We start from the raw sequence: 19,730 nt of genomic DNA, 5'->3' as shown, positions 1-19,730 counted from the left end.
GGACCCGGACACTGTCCGGTGAGCCTCCTTTCCCGTTTTCCAGCCGGCACGCCGGCCGACCATCGAAGGAAACCGCCATGACCAGACCGTTTCTGAAATCCGCAACCGCGCTGGCCGTTCTTTGCATGCTTTCCGCGCCGGCCTGGGCCGAAGCTGACGCGCAGGCGCTGACCAACGCCCTCGTTCGCCAATTCGAGAAGAGCGGGACCGAACTGACCATCGGCGCAGCGACCTCCGATGGTGACGATGTCGTCCTCACCGACGTCTCGATCAAGCCGGGTGAGGCCAACGCGGCCGAAATCGGCGAAATCCGGCTGCAGGACGTCACAGAGGACGACACCGGATTCCGCATCGGCGCGATCGAGGCGCCCGCCTTCTCAATGAGCAAGGACGGCATGACGCTGGACTTCGGCGGCGCTGCCATTACCGGCCTGCAGGTGCCGAAGGAAAACGAGCCGGACCCTGTGCGCCAGATCTCGGTGCTCCTTGAAGGCGCCACCATGGGTCCGGTGCGCGTGTCGGAGGGTGACGCCACGCTCTTCAAGATGGATGGCATGGTTTACACGGCCAGCGCCTATGAACAAGGCCAGCCGATGCTCTCCGAGATGGTCATCGAAGGGGTGGAAGCCGACATGACGAAGCTGCCCGACGAGAAGGCGCGCGCGGTGATGCAGGCGCTCGGCTATCCGACGCTTTCAGGCGGCATGACCATGAAAGGACGCTGGGACCCGGCCGGCGGCCGCATGGAGATCAATGAATGGCTGCTCGATATGACCGACGCCGCGGCCTTGAACATCACCATGGACCTGAGCGGCTTCACGACGGAGTTCATGACCCAGCTCCAGGAGATCGCCGCCAAGCGGGAGAGCGGCGAGATGAACGAGCAGGCCATGGGCTTCGCCATGATGGGGCTGATGCAGCAGCTCTCCTTCAACAGCGCGACGATCGCGCTCGATGATGCCTCGCTGACCAACCGCATCCTCGATTTCGTGGCCGCCCAGCAGGGCGCGAAGCGCCAGGACGTCGTCAACATGGCCAAGGGCATGATGCCGATCCTGCTTTCACAACTCCAGAATCCGTCCTTTGCCAGCATGGTGTCCAAGGCGGTCGGCGAGTACCTGGACGACCCGCAGACCCTGACGGTCGAGGCGGAGCCGGATGCCCCGGTGCCGGCGCCGCAGATCATGGGCGCGGCCATGGGCGCGCCGCAGACCATCCCGGACGTCCTCGCCGTCACTGTCACCGCCAATGAATGCGGCACGATCACCTGCTGACAGGACAGGACAGCGCGCGAATGAAAAGCCCGGCGGAGCGATCCGCCGGGTTTTTCTTCATGGCCGCGCCGCGCACCATTCCCGGATACAGGTCTCAAGGATGATCAGCGTGCCGCGCAATGCGGCTTCCCGCGTCAGCCGCTGCCCGTCCCCCACATGCGGTATGTGCACAAAGCCGCTTGTCGCCTGCGCCAGTGGCAGGCAGCGGCCGGAGCAGGACAGGTGGAAAACATGGTTGCAAAGATATCCGCCGGCATCCTGCGACCATTCCACGGGAAGTCCGGCGGCGGTCAGTGCGGCATGCATCGAAGCCAGGGGCAATTGCGATGCCGACGGCATGTCCGCGTCCAGCCATTCCGGTGCGCCACGCCCGGAATTGTCCGCCTTGGACCGGTCCTGAACGTGGCTTGCCACCCGTTCCAGCCTGAAGCCGTTTGCCGATGCAGCAAGGCCGAAATGAATGGCGATGTCCGGCGCCGCCGCAATGGCAGCCACCTCAAGCGCGGGACCGGCCAGCGCATAATCGACCGGCAGGACAGCCGTGGCGATCTCCCGTCGCGACCCCGCCGCGCCGGCCAGTTCGCCGACAAGCCATTCCGTCGGGTTTTCCGGCGCCCCGGGAAACGGGCCGAAGCCCGTGACCAGAATGCGCGGACGCGCATTCATTCCTTGGCGGGCATGACGGTGCGCAGGTGCAGTTCGCGCAACTGCGCCGGCGCAGCCTCCGACGGCGCGCCCATCAGCAGGTCCTGGGCCTGCTGGTTCATCGGGAAGAGCGTGACCTCGCGCAGGTTCTTGGCGCCGGCCAGCAGCATGACGATGCGGTCCACGCCGGCGGCCATACCGCCATGGGGCGGTGCGCCGTAATGGAAGGCGCGGTAGAGGCCGCCGAAGCGCTCCTCGACCACGGAGGCATCCAGCCCGACAATGCCGAAGGCCTTGACCATGACTTCCGGCAGGTGGTTGCGGATGCCGCCGGATGCGATCTCGTAGCCGTTGCAGACGAGGTCGTACTGCCAGGCCTTGATGGCCAGCGGGTCCTCGTTTTCCAGCGCGCCCAGGCCGCCGCGCGGCATGGTGAACGGGTTGTGGCCGAACTCGACCTTCTTGTTGTCCTCGTCCCACTCGAAGAAGGGGAAATCCACGATCCAGGCCAGCGCGAAGCGGTCGCGGTCGACAAGGTCGAGATCCTCGCCGACGCGGGTGCGCGCGTCGCCGGCAAAAGAGGCGAACTTCCTCGGGTCGCCGGCGGCGAAGAAGCAGGCATCGCCCGCCTTCAGGCCCAGCTGCAGGCGGATGGCCTCGGTGCGTTCCTCGCCAATGTTCTTGGCGATGGGGCCGGCGCCTTCCAGCTTGCCGCCCTCCTCGCGCCAGAAGATGTAGCCGAGGCCCGGCTGGCCCTGGCCCTGCGCCCAGGAATTCATGCGGTCGCAGAAGGCGCGGCTGCCGCCCGTGGGCGCGGGAATGGCCCAGACGGCGCCGGTGGGCGAATTGGCCAGGATGTTGGCGAAGACCTTGAAGCCGGAGCCGCGGAAATGCTCCGACACGTCCTCCATGATGATCGGGTTGCGCAGGTCCGGCTTGTCGCTGCCGTATTTGGCAATGGCCTCGTCATAGGGAATGCGCGGGAATTCCGCCGTGACCGGCTTGCCGTCGGCAAAGGCCTCGAAGACCTTGCGCAGCACCGGCTCCATCGTGCCGAGAATGTCGTCCTGCTCGACGAAGCTCATCTCCAGGTCAAGCTGGTAGAATTCGCCGGGCAGGCGGTCGGCGCGCGGATCCTCGTCGCGGAAGCAGGGCGCGATCTGGAAATAGCGGTCGAAGCCCGACATCATCAGAAGCTGCTTGTACTGCTGCGGTGCCTGCGGCAGGGCGTAGAACTTGCCGGCATGAATGCGGCTCGGCACCAGGAAGTCGCGCGCGCCCTCCGGCGAGGAAGCCGTAAGGATGGGCGTGGAGAACTCGTTGAAGCCGGCATCCTCCATCAGGCGGCGCATCTCGCGGATGATGCGCGTGCGCAGCATGATGTTGGCGTGCAGGGTCTCGCGGCGCAGGTCGAGGAAGCGGTAGCGCAGGCGGATGTCTTCCGGATAGTCCGGCTCGCCGAAGACCGGCAGCGGCAGTTCGGCCGCCTTGGACAGGACCTCGATCTCGCGCGCGAAGACCTCGATGCCGCCGGTCGGCAGGTTCGGGTTGACCGCTTCGGGCGCGCGCTCCTTGACGACGCCGTCGACACGGATCACCCATTCGCCGCGCACGGTCTCGGCCACCTTGAAGGCCGGCGAATCCGGATCGGCGACCACCTGGGTGATGCCGAAATGGTCGCGCAGGTCGATGAAGAGCACCCCGCCATGGTCGCGGACGCGGTGAACCCAGCCGGAAAGGCGGACGGTGGCGCCGGCATCGGCATTGCGGAGAGCGGCACAGGTGTGGCTGCGGTAGCGGTGCATGGAAATCAGGTCCGGTTATGGCTCGTACGGGAAGGGGCGCGCGGCCGTCGGCTAGAAACCGGCGCCCGGTCAAAATCCGCGCGAAAAGCGCACGGGCGAGGCTGTTTGTCAAGGTTTGCGGCCGCAAACCGCCCTGCCCGGCTTGACTTGCGGTCCTGCAACGCGAATAGACGGCTATCCATATCCCATCCGGACGTCCTGTCTTCATGCATGTGATCACCTCAACTGCCGAACTGGAAGCCGTCTGCACCTCGATGGCGAAGTGCGATTTCGTGACCGTGGATACCGAATTCATCCGCGAGACGACCTTCTGGCCGGAACTCTGCCTGATCCAGATGGCGACGGTCGAGGAGACCGCGCTGGTCGACCCGCTGGCCAACGGCATGGATCTCGCCCCGTTTTTCCGCCTGATGGCCGACGAAAGCGTGCTCAAGGTGTTCCACGCGGCGCGCCAGGACATCGAGATCATCGTCAAGATGGGCGACCTGGTGCCGCATCCGGTGTTCGACACGCAGGTGGCCGCCATGGTCTGCGGCTTCGGCGATTCGGTGTCCTACGACCAGCTTGTCCAGAAGATCACGCGCGAGCAGATCGACAAGTCGTCGCGTTTCACCGACTGGCGCCGCCGGCCGCTGACCGACAAGCAGCTTTCCTACGCGCTGGCCGACGTCACGCATCTGCGCGACGTCTATGCCCATCTGGCCGCCGAACTGGAGCGCGAGAACCGCGCCCATTGGCTGAAGGAGGAAATGGACGTCCTGACCTCCCGCGAGACCTACGAACTGCATCCCGACGACGCCTGGAAGCGGCTGAAGATGCGCGTGCGCAAGCCGCTGGAACTGGCCGTGATGCAGAAGGTGGCCGCCTGGCGCGAGCGCGAGGCGCGCAACCGCAACGTCCCGCGCGGGCGCATCATCAAGGACGACGGCATCTACGAGATCGCGCAGCAGCGCCCCGAAACCGTCGAGGCGCTCGGCCGGCTGCGCTCCATCCCGAAGGGGTGGGAGCGTTCCTCGGCGGCGCAGGGCATTCTCGACGCTGTCCGGGAAGCACTCGCCATCCCGCGTGACGACCTGCCGCGCGTGCCCCGCCCCAACCAGCAGCCGGAAGGCACTGGGGCGGCGACCGAACTGCTGAAGGTGCTGCTGAAACAGGTGGCCGAGCAGGAAGGCGTGGCGGCCAAGGTGCTGGCCACGGCCGACGACATCGAGAAACTGGCCGCGGAAGGCGAGGAGGCCGATGTGGCCGCCCTGCACGGCTGGCGGCGCGAAGCCTTCGGCGACAAGGCGCTCAAGCTGATCCGCGGCGAACTCGGCATCCGCTTCGCCAACCGCAAGGTGCAGGTATTCGATATCGACTGAAGGTCAGCGTCTGCTCCGCGTCACTCCGCGACGACGAGATCGATCTGGCGGCCGGTGAAGCGGGCGAGATGCGCCATGCGCGCCATTGGCCGCTCGCCATGAAGGCTCGCATGGCTTTTCGGGATGACAAGCTGCAGGCCGCCGTCCGCGGCGATGCGCCATGACAGGCGCGGAATGACGCCCGGCATGGAGGCCGACAGCAGGTAGACGACGCGCATCAGCGCACCCAGTGCCTTGGCCCGCTCGATGTAGCGTGCAGGCGCCAGCTTGAGCAATTCGGGCGCCACCGCGTCATCGATCAGCCCTTCGTGACGGTAGAGATTGGCCAGCGCCAGGTAGGCGCGGCCGGGATGGTCGATGCCGACGAAGGAGGCGTTGGAGATGATGTTGAGCGACTGGGTGCCGCGATATTCCGGATGGGCGCGCCAGCCGATGTCGGCCACGAGGCAGGCGGCGCGGCGCAGGCGGTGTTCCTCCGGCGTCTCGTCGAGCCCCAGCGCGGCGAAGGCCGTGCCGGTCCAGTCGGCCAGTTCGCGGGCATGGCGTTCGGAGCGTGACCGTAGGATGGCCAGTTCGTCGGCGGCGGTCAGCAGCGGGTCGGCCTTGCGCCATTCGTCCGGCAATTGCTCGAAGAGATAGCCCTCGCGCACGCCCGTCGCGGAAATGACGATGCGGGCCGGCTTCATGGCGCGGATGACTTCCAGCATGACCGCGGCGCCATAGGGCAGCAGGCCGCGCCGGTTCTTGGAGACGCGCTTGATCCCCTTCATGCCCGCCGTGTCGCCACGGGCGACCTGCATGAGGAAGGGAACGCATTCGTCCGTTTCCATCACGTAGTGGTGCATGACATGCAGGGGATAATCGCGCTCCATCATGTGCAGGCGCGCCAGGTTTCGCCATGTGCCGCCCACGGCATAGAATTCCCGGCCCTCGCCTTGCCGCAAGAGGCCCGCCCGTTTCATCTGCGCCGCGATGACGGCGCCGGCTTCTTCCGGCTTGCCGCCGGTGACCTCCTGCAGCCGAAGGCCGCCAAGCGGCAGGGTGATGCCGTCGCCGGTCCCGTGGCCGCTGATGTCGATCAGTTCCAGTGATCCGCCGCCAAGGTCGCCGACGATGCCGTCGGGCCTGTGGAACCCCGACATGATGCCATAGGCGGAATAGAGCGCCTCCTCGCGGCCCGACAGCACCCGGATTTCCGTGCCCAGCACCTCGCCGGCACGCTCGATGAAGGCCGGGCCGTTTTCGGCCTCGCGCGCCGCGGCCGTGGCCAGGACATGCACCTCCTCGACGCCGGCCTGGTCGCACAGCGCCCGAAAGCGGCGGAACTCGGAAAGCGCGCGCTCCACGCCGGCCGGGTCCAGCAGGCCGGTGGACACGATCTGGCGGCCAAGACCCGCCAGCATCTTCTCGTTGAACAGGACGGTGGGGGAACGCGCCACGCCTTCATAGATGACGAGACGGACCGAGTTCGATCCGATATCGACGATGGCGACGGGCTTGCGGTCGTAGAGACGACCCTGGGACAGGCGGTCCATCACGGCTTGGCAGACTTGTCTTTCTTCCGGCGCCTGAAGTGGGCGATCCGCTTCGGCGCATGCGACTTCAACGATTCACCCCGGCCCGAAAGGCTGGGATTGGTCATGAAATATTCCTGGGCGTTGAAAGGTTCCTCCCCTTCCTCGGGCTGGAGCCGTCTCGACGTCCCGTCGGGCAGTACCTCAAAGCTCTGCTGGTTGTCCATGATGTTTGCCAGCATGATCTGGTCGAGGATCTGCTCGTGAACGGTGGAGGCCTCCACCGGCACGATGACCTCCACGCGCCGGTCGAGGTTGCGCGGCATCAGGTCGGCGGAGCCGAAATAGACGACGGCCTCGTCGGAAGGCAGGCCGTCGCCGTTGCCGAAGCACCAGATGCGGCTGTGTTCCAGGAAGCGCCCGACGATGGACTTCACCCGGATGTTGTCCGACAGGCCCGGCACTTGCGGGCGCAGGCAGCAGATGCCGCGGATGACCAGATCGATCTCGACGCCGGCGGCACTCGCCTCGTAGAGCGCGTCGATGATCTCGGGATCGACCAGCGAGTTCATCTTCATCCAGATCTGGCCCGGCCGCCCTGCCTTCACATGGGCGATCTCGTCGCGGATATGGCCGAGAATGCGCGGGCGCAGCGTATAGGGCGAATAGGCGAGCTTCATCTGGTCGGCCGGTTCGGCATAGCCGGTGATGAAGTTGAACACCTGAGCCACGTCGCGGGCGACCTGCGGATCGTCGGTGAAATAGGACAGGTCGGTGTAGATCTTCGCGGTGATCGGGTGATAGTTGCCGGTGCCCAGATGGCAGTAGTTGCGCAAGCGGCCCTCTTCCCTGCGCACCACCAGCGAGAGTTTCGCGTGGGTCTTCAGTTCGATGAAACCGAAGACCACCTGCACGCCGGCGCGCTCCAGGTCGCGGGCCCAGCGGATGTTGGCCTCCTCGTCGAAGCGGGCCTTCAGTTCCACCAGGGCCGTGACCGACTTGCCGGCCTCGGCGGCATCCACGAGGGCGCGCACGATCGGGCTGTCATTGGAGGTTCTGTAGAGCGTCTGCTTGATCGCCACGACGTCCGGATCGGCGGCCGCCTGGCGCAGGAACTGCACCACCACGTCGAAGCTCTCATAGGGGTGGTGGACGAGGAAGTCCTTCTCGCGGATGGTCGCCAGGCAATCGCCGGCATGTTCGCGGATGCGCTCGGGAAAACGCGGATTGTAGGGCTGGAACTTCAACTCGTCGCGCGGCAGGGAGACGATCTCCGACAGGTGGTTGAGCGCCAGCGGCCCCGCCTGCACCGAAATGCGGTTGCCCTGGACGCCCAGTTCGTGGGCGACGAAATCACGCAGGCCCTCGGGCATGTCGGGGTCGAACTCGATGCGGATCACCTGGCCGCGGCGGCGCCGTTTCAGCGCCGTCTCGAACAGGCGCACCAGGTCTTCGGCCTCCTCCTCCACCTCGATGTCGGAATCGCGGATGATGCGGAAGGTGCCGGAACCCAGCACCTCGTAGCCGGGAAACAGGCGGCTGATGAAAAGGCCGACGACATCCTCCAGCGCGATGAAGCGCGTGACGCCGGCGCGCTCGGGCAACTGGATGAAGCGGCTGAGCGCCACGGGCAGGCGCAACAGGCCCGTCATCTCCTCGCCGTCGCGCCGGTTCTTCAGCGCCAGCACCATGGAGAAGCCGAGATTGGGGATGAAGGGAAACGGGTGGGCCGGATCGATGGAGAGCGGCGTCAAGACGGGGAAGACGGCGTCCATGAAATGCTCTTCCAGCCAGGCCGTCTCGTCGCTCGCCAGGCCGTCGGCGCGGATCAGACCGATGTTCTCGGCGCGCAGCAGGTCCATCAGCCCGGCGAGGCTCTTGTGCTGGTCGGCCTGCAGCTTGGTGACCTCCAGCAGGATCTGGTCGAGCTGCTCGGCCGGCGTGCGCCCGTCGGCGGAGCGCTCGGTGATGTTCTCGCGCACCTGGCCGGCCAGGCCCGCCACGCGGACCATGAAGAACTCGTCGAGATTGGTTGCCGAGATGGACAGGAAGCGCAGCCGCTCCAGCAGCGGATGGCTGGCGTTCTGCGATTCCTCCAGCACACGGCGGTTGAACTGGAGCCAGGAGAATTCGCGGTTGACGAAGCGCTCGGGATCGCCCGGCGTCAGCATGGCCTGTGCCGCGTTCTCGGTGAAATCGGTCCTTGCCGGTGTCAGTTCGTTCATCTGCGTTCCAAGCCCTCGGCCTGCCACTTGCGCCCTTCCTACATTCCACGCTTCCGGGCAGCGCACAATGGGGCGAAAGGCGCCTGCCATCTTGCAAAGGCGGGCCATATGTTCCAAACGTCGCCGTGAGCCTAGCCGACAGGCGGGAGCCTGCCCGCCGCCACCAACGGAGAGCAAGATGGCCGGACATTCCATTCCGCATTTCCAGAACGATGCGGGCCACAAGTCCATCCAGATCGGGGTGAAGGAATTCATGTGCGTGGGCGCCCATCCGCCCTATGACCATCCGCATGTCTATCTCGACATGGGCGACGACGCGGAAAAGGTCTGCCCCTATTGCTCCACGCTTTACCGCTACAACAGCGCCCTGAAGGCGTCCGAGACAAGGCCGGAAGGCTGCACCTTCACGCCGAAGGCGGCCTGATCCCCTCTGCCGGGCGGGGGGCGCAATGATCCGCAACAGACCGATCCTGATCGCCGGGGCCGGCATTGCCGGGCTGACCGCGGCGCTGGCCCTGGCGCGTGACGGCCATGCCGTGCGCGTGTTCGAGCGCGCGCCGGACCTCACGGAAGTGGGCGCGGGCCTGCAGCTTTCCCCCAATGCGACGCGTGTGCTGGCCTCCGTCGGCGTGTCCGGCTGGCTGCTGGCGGCAGCCACGGCGCCGGAAAGCGTGGTGCTGCGCCGCGGGCAGGCCATGGGCAAGCTGACCGAGGTGCCGCTGGGCGAAAAGGCGGCGCAGCGCTGGGGCGCGCCCTACCTGGTGATCCACCGGGGCGACCTGCACGCGGCGCTGACCACCGCGGCGCGCCAGCAACCGCTCATCGAGATCGCGACCGGGGCCACGGTGGCCGACTATTGCACCCATCCGCGCGGCGTCACGCTCTCGGTGGACCGGGCGGGCCGGGTGGACGAGATCGTGGGCGGGCTGCTGGTCGCCGCCGACGGCGTCTGGTCGCGCCTGCGCGCACAGGTGCCCGGCGCCGGGACTAGCGCATTCACCGGGCACGTCGCTTGGCGGGCAACCATTCCTGCCGATGGCGCCCTGGCACAATCGCTCGGCGGCCTGCTGGACCCGGCCCATGTGACCGCCTTCATGGCGCCGGACGTGCATCTCGTCGCCTACCCGATCAGCGCCGGCCGGCGGATCAACCTTGTCGGGCTGATGCGCGGCGAGGACTACGGGCAGAAATGGGCGGCGAGCGCCGATCCCGCCCCCTTCGTGTCCGTGATGGACAAGGCATCGCCGGCGCTCGGCCGCATGGCGCGCGAGGCCGGCCCGTGGGTGGCCTGGGCGCTGCATGCGGTGGGCCCCGGCGCCTGGCAGGACGGCAAGGCCGTGGTGCTGATCGGCGACGCGGCCCATGCGACCACGCCCTTCGCGGCGCAGGGCGCGGCCATGGCCATCGAGGATGCCGGCGTCCTGGCCAAGGCGCTCGCCGAAGCGGGCGGCGACCCGGCCGTGGCCCTGCCGCGCTTTGAAGCGGAGCGGAAAACCCGCGTGGCGCGGGTCGTCAAGCGCGGCGCGTTCAACCATTTCACCTGGCACGCCCGCGGCCCGGTGGCGCTCGCGCGAGACGCGGTTCTCAAGCTGCGCAAGCCGGAACGGCTGATGGCCGATTTCGACTGGTTGTACGGGTGGAAGGTGTGAGGGGCTTCACCTGAAGCGTCTTGCTGCGTATTTCGCCACCTTTTCAGACCGCCCTTTCAAAACGGATCCAACTGGAATGACTGGTATCCTCCAGGTGATGGCTCACTTTCCTGAAACCTGCAGCAAGCCATGCACGCGCCTGCGGGTGGCCTCCGTTCGCCCACCACACAGCCACATATGTTCGCGCTGACCGCGGTAGCGGGGCAGCCAGCAATTTTTCGATCTCTGCAAAGGTCAGCGTTACAGTTTTCTGATGAGGCGGGAGACTGGACAGGAATTCGTAGAGACCGGTATACTTTCTATATCCTCGCTTTTGTTTTTCCTCGGCGCGGTTCTGTGTCTTTCTGCTCTCCCGAATCGGTACGGTGCTGTCTGGAGGCAGACTCCCGTGCCCTTCAACCAATTCATGGGCGAGCTGATAGTACCAGTTCGTCTTGATTGCCGTATCGAAACGGCGCATCTCAATTCCATCAATTTCGGGCACTTCCGAAAGATTGTGATACGCAATTCTCGGCCCTTTGTATCCGCCAGACAGGAGAGCAAAGGCTTGCAGATAGCTTCGACCTCCAACGTATATCAGCGGCAGCGTGCTACGCAGGTCGAGCATGTTGAAGTCCTGCCACCCCTTCAATCCAGACCGGACGGCATATGCAGGCACCCCTTGGGACCTACTGAAGGAGACATTGTAGTTCGGGATCAAGAAGTCCGAGCGGACCAATCCCCAGCAAGCAGAGAGAATATAGAAATTTTCCGCAGGCAATGATCCCGAAACGGCAGCGTATGCCGGATTTCTGTACAACGCACCGGCTGCATGCAAGCCGAAAGGATTTTCTCCTGTAGCCGTGTAGTGCTGGTTGTATTTCAAAAGGCGTGAACGCCATGTTTCACCAGCACCATCATCTTCATCGGGATGAACAGCCCGGAATTGAGGTACGGAGGGACTATTGTCCGGATCGGCGACGAAATTCAGGATATTGCCATTTCCGTCTCGAAACCAACCCTCGTCCATCTTCGACTTGGCACATTGCATGACGATCGTTCGCTGATCCGAAGGATCTAAAGTCGAAGGAAGTTGGCCATCAATCAGAGTTGCCATGATTTTCAGGAATTCCGGATCGTATTGCTCATCGACGTGATTACTATTCCATAATCCGGACTGACGCACACGGCCCCTGTTACTGTAGTGCCCAAGCCATCCCTCGCTTGGTGGATCGACAGCTTCACGGCCGTAGTTGGAAAGAAGCGCGATTGCATTCCGTTCAATGTAGCCGCGAAGGGATTTCGGCCCCGGATCATCCGGGATTTCTAACCATGCAACCTGCATGGCTCCAATAATGTCGCTTACTGCGGTTTCCAGTGCGCGTTCCACTTCACGCAGATGAGGCGTTGGCGAATTGCCGACACCCCAACTTGGAACAGGCTCGTCATATTTGGCTGCAATCGCTGTACCGACCAGAAGGCGAAAGACAGAGCCTCGATGATTGCCTCCCTTCGGTATCAACGTACCGCGATGCTGTGCCAGTCGCCCCCAGAGTGTGGACGAACTTCCTTCAAGAAGCGCATGTGTCCCAATGCGAACGACGCGCGGGAACCCGTCACAACGCGTTTCTCCCTTCTCAAAAAAGAAGTAGACTCCACGATCTGGCCAACCGTCACGCCCCGTAGAGTTTCCCAGTCGACGAAGAGGCTGCTTGTTAACCAAGCTTTTCAAGAGACCATAGAAAGCCTCAATGTCTCTCCGGCGACCGGTTTCCATAGCCTTTCCGGCAAACAGCGCCGGCCTCACCTGGCCGTGCGATACCGCCCCCTCAGTGCAGGATCTGGCTGAGGAAGAGCTTGGTGCGCTCGTGCTGCGGGTTGTCGAAGAACTGGTCGGGCGCGTTCTGCTCCACGATCTGGCCCTGGTCCATGAAGATGACGCGGTTGGCCACCTGGCGGGCAAAGCCCATCTCGTGGGTGACGCAGAGCATGGTCATGCCCTCTTCCGCCAGCCCGACCATGGTGTCCAGCACTTCCTTGATCATCTCCGGGTCCAGCGCCGATGTCGGCTCGTCGAAGAGCATGATGCGCGGGCTCATGCACAGCGAGCGGGCGATGGCCACGCGCTGCTGCTGGCCGCCCGACAATTGCCCCGGATACTTGGCCGCCTGTTCGGGAATCTTGACGCGCTCCAGGTAGTGCATCGCGATCTCCTCAGCCTCCTTCTTGGGCATCTTGCGCACATGGATGGGCGCCAGCGTGCAGTTCTCCAGGATGGTCAGGTGCGGGAACAGGTTGAAGTGCTGGAAGACCATGCCCACCTCGCGGCGGATCTCGTCGATCTTCTTCAGGTCATTGGTGAGTTCAATGCCGTCGACGACGATCTTGCCCTGCTGGTGCTCCTCCAGCCGGTTGATGCAGCGGATCATGGTCGACTTGCCTGAACCGGACGGCCCGGCGATGACGATGCGCTCGCCGCGCATGACCTTCAGGTTGATGTCGCGCAGAACGTGGAAATCGCCATACCACTTGTGCATGCCGATGATTTCCACGGCGACTTCGGTTTCCGAGACCTGCATGCCGGCGGGCCTGGAGGTGGCTTCAGCGGAGTGAACGTCGGCCATTGGCTGGCTCCTATCGCTTGTGGCCGGTGTCGAGCCGGCGTTCCATGAAGATCGAGTAGCGGGACATGCCGAAGCAGAAGATCCAGAACACGAAGCCCGCGAAGATGAGGCCCGTGGCCGGCGTTTGCGCCGATGCCCAGGTGGAATCGGCGAAGTTCAGGCGCACGATGCCGAGCAGGTCGAACATGCCGATGATGTAGACGAGGCTCGTGTCCTTGAACATGCCGATGAAGGTGTTGACGATGCCCGGGATCACCAGCTTCAGCGCCTGCGGCAGGATGATCAGGTTCATCTTCTGCCAATAGCCGAGCCCGAGCGAATCGGCGCCCTCGTACTGGCCCTTCGGTATGGCCTGCAGGCCGCCGCGCACCACTTCCGCCATGTAGGCGGAGGCAAACAGCGCAACGCCGATCAGAGCGCGCAACAGCTTGTCGAAGGTCACGCCCTGCGGCAGGAACAGCGGCAGCATGACCGAGGCCATGAACAGAACGGTGACCAGCGGCACGCCGCGAACCACCTCGATGAAGATGACGCACAGGCTTTTCACCACCGGCATGTTGGACCGCCGCCCCAGCGCCAGCACGATGCCGAAAGGCAGGGAGACGGCGATGCCGACGAAGGAAAGCACCAGCGTGACCATCAGCCCGCCCCACAGCGGCGTTTCCACCACCTCCAGGCCGAACACGCCGCCATAGAGCATGAAGAAGGCGAAGACCGGGAAGGCGCCGAAGAAAAGCACCGCGTTCAGGCCCTTGCGCGGAACAGACGGCATGAGCAGCGGCACCATCAGGCCGAAGAATGTCAGCCCGGTGACCCAGACGCGCCAGCGTTCCTCGATGGGATAGCGGCCGACCAGGAACTGCTCGAACTTGGAGCCGACAAAGGCCCAGCAGGCACCCGCCCAGTCGTTCGGCTGGATGCCGCCCTGGGCCTCGGTGGCGCAGACGCTGCGGTCGGCGCCGGTCCACTGGGCCGAAAGGAACAGCCAGTTGAGCATGGGCGGCAGGAAATAGAGGATCGCCGCCAGCGCGATCAGCGTCATGGCGCTGTCGGTCACGTTGGCGAAGAGGTTCTTGCGGATCCAGCCCGTCCAGCTTTTCTCGCTGACCGGCGCGGCGCGCGCATTGATCATTTCCATGCGCACATAGGAGAGGTCGTGTTCCTGCATCGCTATACCAATGGTTTCCCGCTGTGGTCCATTTGACCGGGAATTCCGGCTGGAGGCAGCGAGGAGAGACGTGAAGGTCGGGCTGGTTGCCCGGCCAAGCGGCGCGACAAGGCTGGAACGGCCGGAAACCCGGCCTCCGGTGAGCAATCCCGGAGCCCTGGCGGCGTTGGACCGCTTGACCGATGCCCCACATCGGCCTGCGCGATCCGCCTTGCCAGATCATCCGGGACTTGCCCATCAAATGGATCAGAGCGGGGAACCATTGGTATCACCTCTCGACCAGGGCCATCTTGGCGTTGAACCAGTTCATGAACAGCGAGGTGCCGAGGCTGAGCCCGAGATAGACGATCATCCAGATCACCACGACCTCGATGGCCTGGCCGGTCTGGTTGAGCACCGTGCCACCGACGGCGACCAGATCGGGATAGCCGATGGCGATGGCAAGCGAGGAGTTCTTGGTCAGGTTCAGATACTGGCTCGTCAGCGGCGGAATGACGATGCGCATGGCCTGCGGCACGATGACGAGGCGCGAGGTCTGCCCCGGGCGAAGGCCCAGCGCAAAGGACGCCTCGGTCTGGCCCCTGGGCACGCCGAGAATGCCCGCGCGCACGATCTCGGCGATGAAGGCCGCCGTGTAGAAGGACAGGGCCAGGAAGAGCGAGAGGAATTCGGGCTTGATCTGGATGCCGCCGGTCAGGTTGAAGCGGCCGAGCGTGGGCAGGTCCCAGGACAGCGGGAACCCGGTGACGGCGAAGGCCAGTAGCGGCAGGCCGACGATGAGGCCGATGGCGGTCCAGAGCACCGGGAATGGCTGTCCGGTCGCCATCTGGCGCTGCCACGCCCACCGGCGCACAAGCAAAGCGCCCACGATGGCGATGACCAGGGCCAGCGCGATGAGCCAGGCGCCCTCGCCCCATACCGCCTTGGGCAGGAAGATGCCGCGATTGTTCAGGAAGGAGCCCAACGGCATGTCCACGCTGTCGCGCGGCTGCGGCAGGACCGACAACACGCCGAAATACCAGAAGAAGATGACCAGCAGCGGCGGGATGTTGCGGAAGATCTCGACATAGACCATGCAGATCTTGCGGATCAGCCAGTTGTGCGAGAGCCGGCCGAGACCGATGAGGAAGCCGACGATGGTGGCCGTCAGGATGCCGAAGAAGGCGACGATCACCGTGTTGATCATGCCGATCACGAAGGCGCGGCCATAGGTGGAATCGCTCGTGTATTCGATCGGCGTCTGGCCGATGTCGAAGCCGGCGCGGCTGTTCAGGAAATCATAGCCGGAGGCGATGTTCGCCCGTTGCAGGTTCTCGATCGTGTTGTTGGTGATCCACCAGACGAATGCCACAAGCCCCGCGAAAACCAGGACCTGATAGACGATCCCGCGAATCCTCGGATCGTAGAACCACGACGCGGCGCTGCTGCCCCGGTCGCCCGAGATATCTGTAGAAGCCATGATCCCCTCATGAGCTTGTCTTGTCTTATGAACGGCCCCGGTGTGTTTCTTGTGAGGGGCCTTGCCCGGCGGTCCGGGAAGCTGGCCGGGGCGGCGGTTGCCGCCCCGAAGCCGTGTTGGAGTGCGTGCCCGCCCTTAGCGGATCGGCGGGGCGTATTGCAGGCCGCCCTTGGTCCACAGGGCATTGATGCCGCGCGAGATCTTCAGGTTCGAGCCGGAGCCGACATTGCGCTCGAAGGCCTCGCCGTAATTGCCGACATGCTTGATGATGCGCACGGCCCAGTCGTTCGTCAGGCCGAGGTTCTCACCCAGCTTGGAGCCTTCCTCGGTGCCGAGCAGACGCTGGATGTCCGGGTTGCCGGAGGTCTTCATTTCCTCGACATTGGCCGAAGTCACACCCAGTTCCTCGGCGGCCACCATGGCGAAGTGAGCCCATGAAACGATGTCGAACCACTGGTCGTCACCCTGGCGCACGGCCGGGCCGAGCGGCTCCTTGGAGATGATCTCCGGGAGGACCATGTGATCGTCGGGGCTCTTCAGCGTCAGGCGGATGCCGTACAGGCCGGACTGGTCGGTCGTGTACACGTCGCAACGGCCCGAATCATAGGCCGCGTTGACCTCTTCCAGCTTCTCGAAGACGACCGGATTGTACTGCATGTTGTTCGCCTTGAAATAGTCGGCGAGGTTCAGCTCGGTCGTGGTGCCGGCCTGCACGCAGACAGCGGCGCCGGAAAGCTGCAGGGCGGAGGTGATGTCGGGCAGGTTCTTCTTGTTGATCATGAAGCCCTGGCCGTCATAGTAGTTGATGGCTCGGAAGTTGAGGCCGAGCGAGGTATCGCGGCTGATCGTCCAGGTGGTGTTGCGCGGCAGCATGTCCACTTCGCCCGACTGGAGGGCGGTGAAGCGCTCCTTGGCCGAAAGCGGCGAGAACTTCGCGGCATTCGGGTCATCGAAGATGGCGGCGGCGACGGCGCGGCACAGGTCCACGTCCAGGCCCGACCATTCACCCTTGTCGTTTGGCGCGGAGAAACCGGCCAGGCCGGTGGACACGCCGCACTGCACGAAACCCTTGGCCTTGACGTCGTCAAGCGTGGCCGCGGAAGCGGCGGAGGCGGCGAGCATCGCTGCGCCGAACACGCCGGTGAGAAGTTCTTTCTTCATGTGGCAAACCCCTTGTTTGCGGACCGGTTCATCCGGCCCCTGTTTTTCGATCCGGCCACGGCGTGCCTGTTGTCGGCATTCCATCCGGCCATTCAAACCGATGGTCCCCTGTGCCCGGTTCCCATTGCGAGGGCTATCAAATTCGCTCTTCGGCGCATCGTCAAGCAAAGTCTGCAACCGCAGGCGCTTTTCGCCATGCCCGCAACAGGCCTGACGCAACGTCATTTCGCGAAACACATTCAGGGCAGCAAATACTTGCGGCGCACGGGTCGGGCGCCTATGCCTTCTGCAAGATCATGCCGTGAAAAAGGGACTGGAAATGACGAAAGAGACCACGAAACCCAGGGGCATCAACACGCGGCTGGCGCATTCGGGCCACGATCCGCGCGCATTTCACGGTTTCGTCCAGCCGCCGGTCGTGCATGCCTCGACGGTTCTCTTTCCCGATGCCGGGACAATGGCCTCGCGCAACCAGCGCTACACCTATGGCACGCGGGGCACACCGACATCGGACGCGCTGGCCGAAGCGGTCGACGCGCTCGAGGGTTCGGCGGGAACGGTTTGCGTGCCCTCGGGGCTGGCGGCGGTCACCGTGCCGCTGCTGGCCTTCCTCTCGGCCGGCGACCACCTGCTGATCGTCGATTCGGTCTACAATCCGACGCGGCGCTTTGCCGATACCATGCTCGCGCGGCTCGGCGTGGAGGTGGAATACTATCCGCCGGAGCTCGGCGCGGACATCGAAACGCTGATGAGGGCGAACACCAGGGTGGTCTGGACCGAATCGCCGGGTTCCAACACCTTCGAGATGCAGGACATCCCCGCCATCTGCGCGGTGGCCCACGCGCATGGCGCCATCGTCATGATGGACAATACCTGGGCGACCCCGCTCTTCTTCAAGCCGCTCGACCATGGCGTCGATATCTCCGTCCATGCTGCGACGAAATATCCCGGCGGCCATTCCGACGTGCTGCTCGGCACCGTCTCGGCCAACGAGGCCTGCTGGGAACGGCTGCACGAAGGCTTCCTGACACTCGGCGCCTGCGCCGGACCGGATGACGTCTATCTCGTGCAGCGCGGATTGAAGACCATGGGCATCCGCCTGCAGCGCCATGGCGAAAGCGCGCTGGCGCTCGCCGAATGGCTGGAGGGGCAGCCGGGCGTGAAGCAGGTGCTGCATCCCGCCTTGCCGTCCTTTCCCGGCCACGATCTCTGGAAACGCGATTTCTGCGGCGCGTCCGGCCTGTTTTCCATCGTGCTCGACGGCGGCGGCACGCAGAAGGCACATGCCTTTCTGGATGCACTCGAAGTCTTCGGCCTCGGCTATTCCTGGGGCGGGCACGAGAGCCTCGCCGTCCACGTTTATCTGGGTGACCGGACCGTCAGCCGTTCCGATTACGGCGGTCCGCTGATCCGCCTGCAGATCGGGCTGGAGGACGTGGCCGACCTGAAGGCCGATCTTTCGGCGGCACTGGAGGCAGCCAACGCCACTGGCTGATCACGGCACCAGCCAGCGATCCGGCCGGCCGCTTCCAGGCGCCTGCCAGATGGCGCGGCGGTGGCCCGCCGGTTCGAGCGAAACACCCTCGATCTCGTCCAGCCGGACCGAGACCACGGTGAACCGGGCAAGGCCCGGATCGCCGGCGCCCTCCAGAGGCGGTTCATGGCGTCCGTAGGCGCCGGCGTCGTCAATCGGCTGTCCTTGCGGTGCGGTCAGCCGGTAGACATGGCGGGAATGTTCCGCCAGTTGCCTCCAAGCGGCCAGGACAAGCGGGTCCGGTGGGTGGATCAGGCTGGCGCGGCCACGAAGGCGCAGCATCAATTGCAGATCCTGGCGCCAGACATGGATTTCGAGGCGCGGGTCGGCGGCCAGTTCAGCGGCCTTGGAACTGGTCGCGTCGGTGTGAAAGGTGATCTGCCAGCCGTCTTCCTCGACGCTGCGCAGCATCACGGTGCGCAGGCGCGGCGCGCCATCGGCACCAATGGTGGCGACCTGCATCAGGCGCGGCTGCAGGTCAGGCTTTGACGCCGCATCCGCCAGCACCTGCCGGCAGTGGGCCGAGAATGCATCGATATCGTCATGCCATGCAGGTTTCGTCACGCGCTCGTCACGCCCCCGTCGGCGACGATGGTCTCGCCGGTGATGAAGCTTGCTGCATCGGAGGCGAGGAAGGCGGCGACCGGGCCGATCTCGCCGGGCTGGCCGATCCGCCGCAGCGGCGTCATGGCATTGCGGAACTTCATGGCCTTCTCGTCTTCCCACAGGGCGCGGGCAAAATCGGTCTTGACCAGGCCCGGCGCCACGCAATTGACGCGGATGCCGCTCGGCCCGTGCTCCACGGCGAGGTTTTTCGCCAGGATGAAATCGGCCGCCTTGGACATGCCGTAGGCGCCGATGACGCCATTGCCGCGCAGGCCGCCGATCGACGAAATGATGACGATGGAGCCCTTGCCCTTCTCCGCCATGCCGGGGATCACGCGGCCGCACAGCCACAGGTTCGACTTCACATTGTTGGCGAAAATCTTGTCGAAGCCCTCGTCCGGCAGGTCCGTCAAGGGGCCGTAATAGGGGTTCACCGCCGCATTGCAGACGAGAATGTCGGGCGTGCCCCAATGGCGTTCCGTCGTCGCGATCAGGTTTTCCACCTGCGCCTTGTCGGAAATGTTGCAAGGCACGACGAGCGCCTCTCCGCCTTCGGCCCGGATGCCGGCTGCTGCCTCCTCGCAGGCATCGGCCTTGCGGCTGGACACCACCACTTTCGCGCCAAGCCCGGCCATGCATTCGGCGATGGCCTTGCCGATGCCGCGCGACGAGCCGGTTATGACGGCAACCTTTCCTTCCAGCGAAAACGGATTGCGATACACGGAC

At 64.7% G+C, this 19,730-nt stretch carries 16 protein-coding genes; 5 read left to right on the top strand and 11 right to left on the bottom strand.

Annotated features, from left to right (window positions below; genetic code table 11):
- Window positions 1-77 precede the first annotated feature (77 nt).
- Window positions 78-1,274 (top strand): YdgA family protein, encoded by a 1,197-nt coding sequence (locus ACLB6G_RS15350; protein WP_410357068.1) that lies wholly within the window; start codon window positions 78-80, stop codon window positions 1,272-1,274.
- A gap of 57 nt (window positions 1,275-1,331) precedes the next feature.
- Here the strand turns inward: ACLB6G_RS15350 and ACLB6G_RS15345 are convergent, their stop codons facing one another.
- Window positions 1,332-1,940, bottom strand: a complete 609-nt coding sequence (locus ACLB6G_RS15345; RefSeq protein WP_410357067.1) for a pyroglutamyl-peptidase I — start codon at window positions 1,938-1,940, stop codon at window positions 1,332-1,334.
- On the bottom strand, window positions 1,937-3,724 hold the full coding sequence (gene aspS, locus ACLB6G_RS15340) for an aspartate--tRNA ligase (RefSeq protein ID WP_410357066.1): 1,788 nt from the start codon (window positions 3,722-3,724) through the stop codon (window positions 1,937-1,939). Before aspS ends, ACLB6G_RS15345 begins: the two co-directional genes overlap by 4 nt.
- 206 nt (window positions 3,725-3,930) lie before the next feature.
- On the opposite strand from aspS, the gene rnd reads away from it, so the two are divergent.
- Entirely contained in the window at window positions 3,931-5,085 is a 1,155-nt protein-coding gene (gene rnd, locus ACLB6G_RS15335; protein ID WP_410357065.1) for a ribonuclease D, read from the top strand.
- 20 nt (window positions 5,086-5,105) lie between these two features.
- Here rnd and ppx read toward each other — a convergent pair whose 3' ends face one another.
- Both ppx and ACLB6G_RS15325 read right to left on the bottom strand, forming a co-directional pair.
- A complete protein-coding gene (gene ppx, locus ACLB6G_RS15330) occupies window positions 5,106-6,620 on the bottom strand; it encodes an exopolyphosphatase (protein ID WP_410357064.1) in 1,515 nt (504 codons plus the stop codon).
- Entirely contained in the window at window positions 6,620-8,824 is a 2,205-nt protein-coding gene (locus ACLB6G_RS15325) for an RNA degradosome polyphosphate kinase (protein WP_410357063.1), read from the bottom strand. The genes ppx and ACLB6G_RS15325 overlap by 1 nt, the downstream gene beginning before the upstream one ends.
- Window positions 8,825-9,002: 178 nt before the next feature.
- On the opposite strand from ACLB6G_RS15325, the gene ACLB6G_RS15320 reads away from it, so the two are divergent.
- Both ACLB6G_RS15320 and ACLB6G_RS15315 read left to right on the top strand, forming a co-directional pair.
- Window positions 9,003-9,248, top strand: coding sequence for a zinc-finger domain-containing protein (locus ACLB6G_RS15320; protein ID WP_410357062.1), 246 nt, complete (start codon window positions 9,003-9,005; stop codon window positions 9,246-9,248).
- A gap of 25 nt (window positions 9,249-9,273) precedes the next feature.
- Entirely contained in the window at window positions 9,274-10,473 is a 1,200-nt protein-coding gene (locus tag ACLB6G_RS15315; RefSeq protein ID WP_410357061.1) for an FAD-dependent monooxygenase, read from the top strand.
- A gap of 43 nt (window positions 10,474-10,516) precedes the next feature.
- On the opposite strand, the gene ACLB6G_RS15310 is transcribed toward ACLB6G_RS15315, so the two are convergent.
- The 5 genes from ACLB6G_RS15310 to ACLB6G_RS15290 form a co-directional block, all read right to left on the bottom strand.
- On the bottom strand, window positions 10,517-12,229 hold the full coding sequence (locus ACLB6G_RS15310) for a DUF7662 domain-containing protein (RefSeq protein WP_410357060.1): 1,713 nt from the start codon (window positions 12,227-12,229) through the stop codon (window positions 10,517-10,519).
- A 52-nt stretch (window positions 12,230-12,281) separates the two neighbouring features.
- Window positions 12,282-13,031, bottom strand: coding sequence for an amino acid ABC transporter ATP-binding protein (locus tag ACLB6G_RS15305; RefSeq protein ID WP_410357165.1), 750 nt, complete (start codon window positions 13,029-13,031; stop codon window positions 12,282-12,284).
- 55 nt (window positions 13,032-13,086) lie between these two features.
- Entirely contained in the window at window positions 13,087-14,244 is a 1,158-nt protein-coding gene (locus ACLB6G_RS15300) for an amino acid ABC transporter permease (protein WP_410357059.1), read from the bottom strand.
- Between the two features lie 268 nt (window positions 14,245-14,512).
- The gene (locus tag ACLB6G_RS15295) at window positions 14,513-15,703 is read right to left on the bottom strand and encodes an amino acid ABC transporter permease (RefSeq protein WP_410357058.1); all 1,191 of its coding nucleotides are present in this window, start codon (window positions 15,701-15,703) and stop codon (window positions 14,513-14,515) included.
- A 135-nt stretch (window positions 15,704-15,838) separates the two neighbouring features.
- Window positions 15,839-16,864, bottom strand: a complete 1,026-nt coding sequence (locus ACLB6G_RS15290) for an amino acid ABC transporter substrate-binding protein (RefSeq protein ID WP_410357057.1) — start codon at window positions 16,862-16,864, stop codon at window positions 15,839-15,841.
- A 319-nt stretch (window positions 16,865-17,183) separates the two neighbouring features.
- On the opposite strand from ACLB6G_RS15290, the gene ACLB6G_RS15285 reads away from it, so the two are divergent.
- On the top strand, window positions 17,184-18,359 hold the full coding sequence (locus ACLB6G_RS15285) for a cystathionine beta-lyase (RefSeq protein WP_410357056.1): 1,176 nt from the start codon (window positions 17,184-17,186) through the stop codon (window positions 18,357-18,359).
- Here ACLB6G_RS15285 and ACLB6G_RS15280 read toward each other — a convergent pair whose 3' ends face one another.
- A complete protein-coding gene (locus ACLB6G_RS15280) occupies window positions 18,360-18,962 on the bottom strand; it encodes a pyridoxamine 5'-phosphate oxidase family protein (RefSeq protein WP_410357055.1) in 603 nt (200 codons plus the stop codon).
- Window positions 18,959-19,726, bottom strand: a complete 768-nt coding sequence (locus tag ACLB6G_RS15275) for an SDR family NAD(P)-dependent oxidoreductase (RefSeq protein ID WP_410357054.1) — start codon at window positions 19,724-19,726, stop codon at window positions 18,959-18,961. Before ACLB6G_RS15275 ends, ACLB6G_RS15280 begins: the two co-directional genes overlap by 4 nt.
- Window positions 19,727-19,730 lie beyond the last annotated feature (4 nt).

Origin of the sequence: Zhengella sedimenti, assembly GCF_046506625.1 — a bacterium.
In the GTDB taxonomy this organism is placed as follows: domain Bacteria; phylum Pseudomonadota; class Alphaproteobacteria; order Rhizobiales; family Rhizobiaceae; genus Zhengella; species Zhengella sedimenti.
This window is presented reverse-complemented; position numbering and strand designations above follow the sequence as displayed.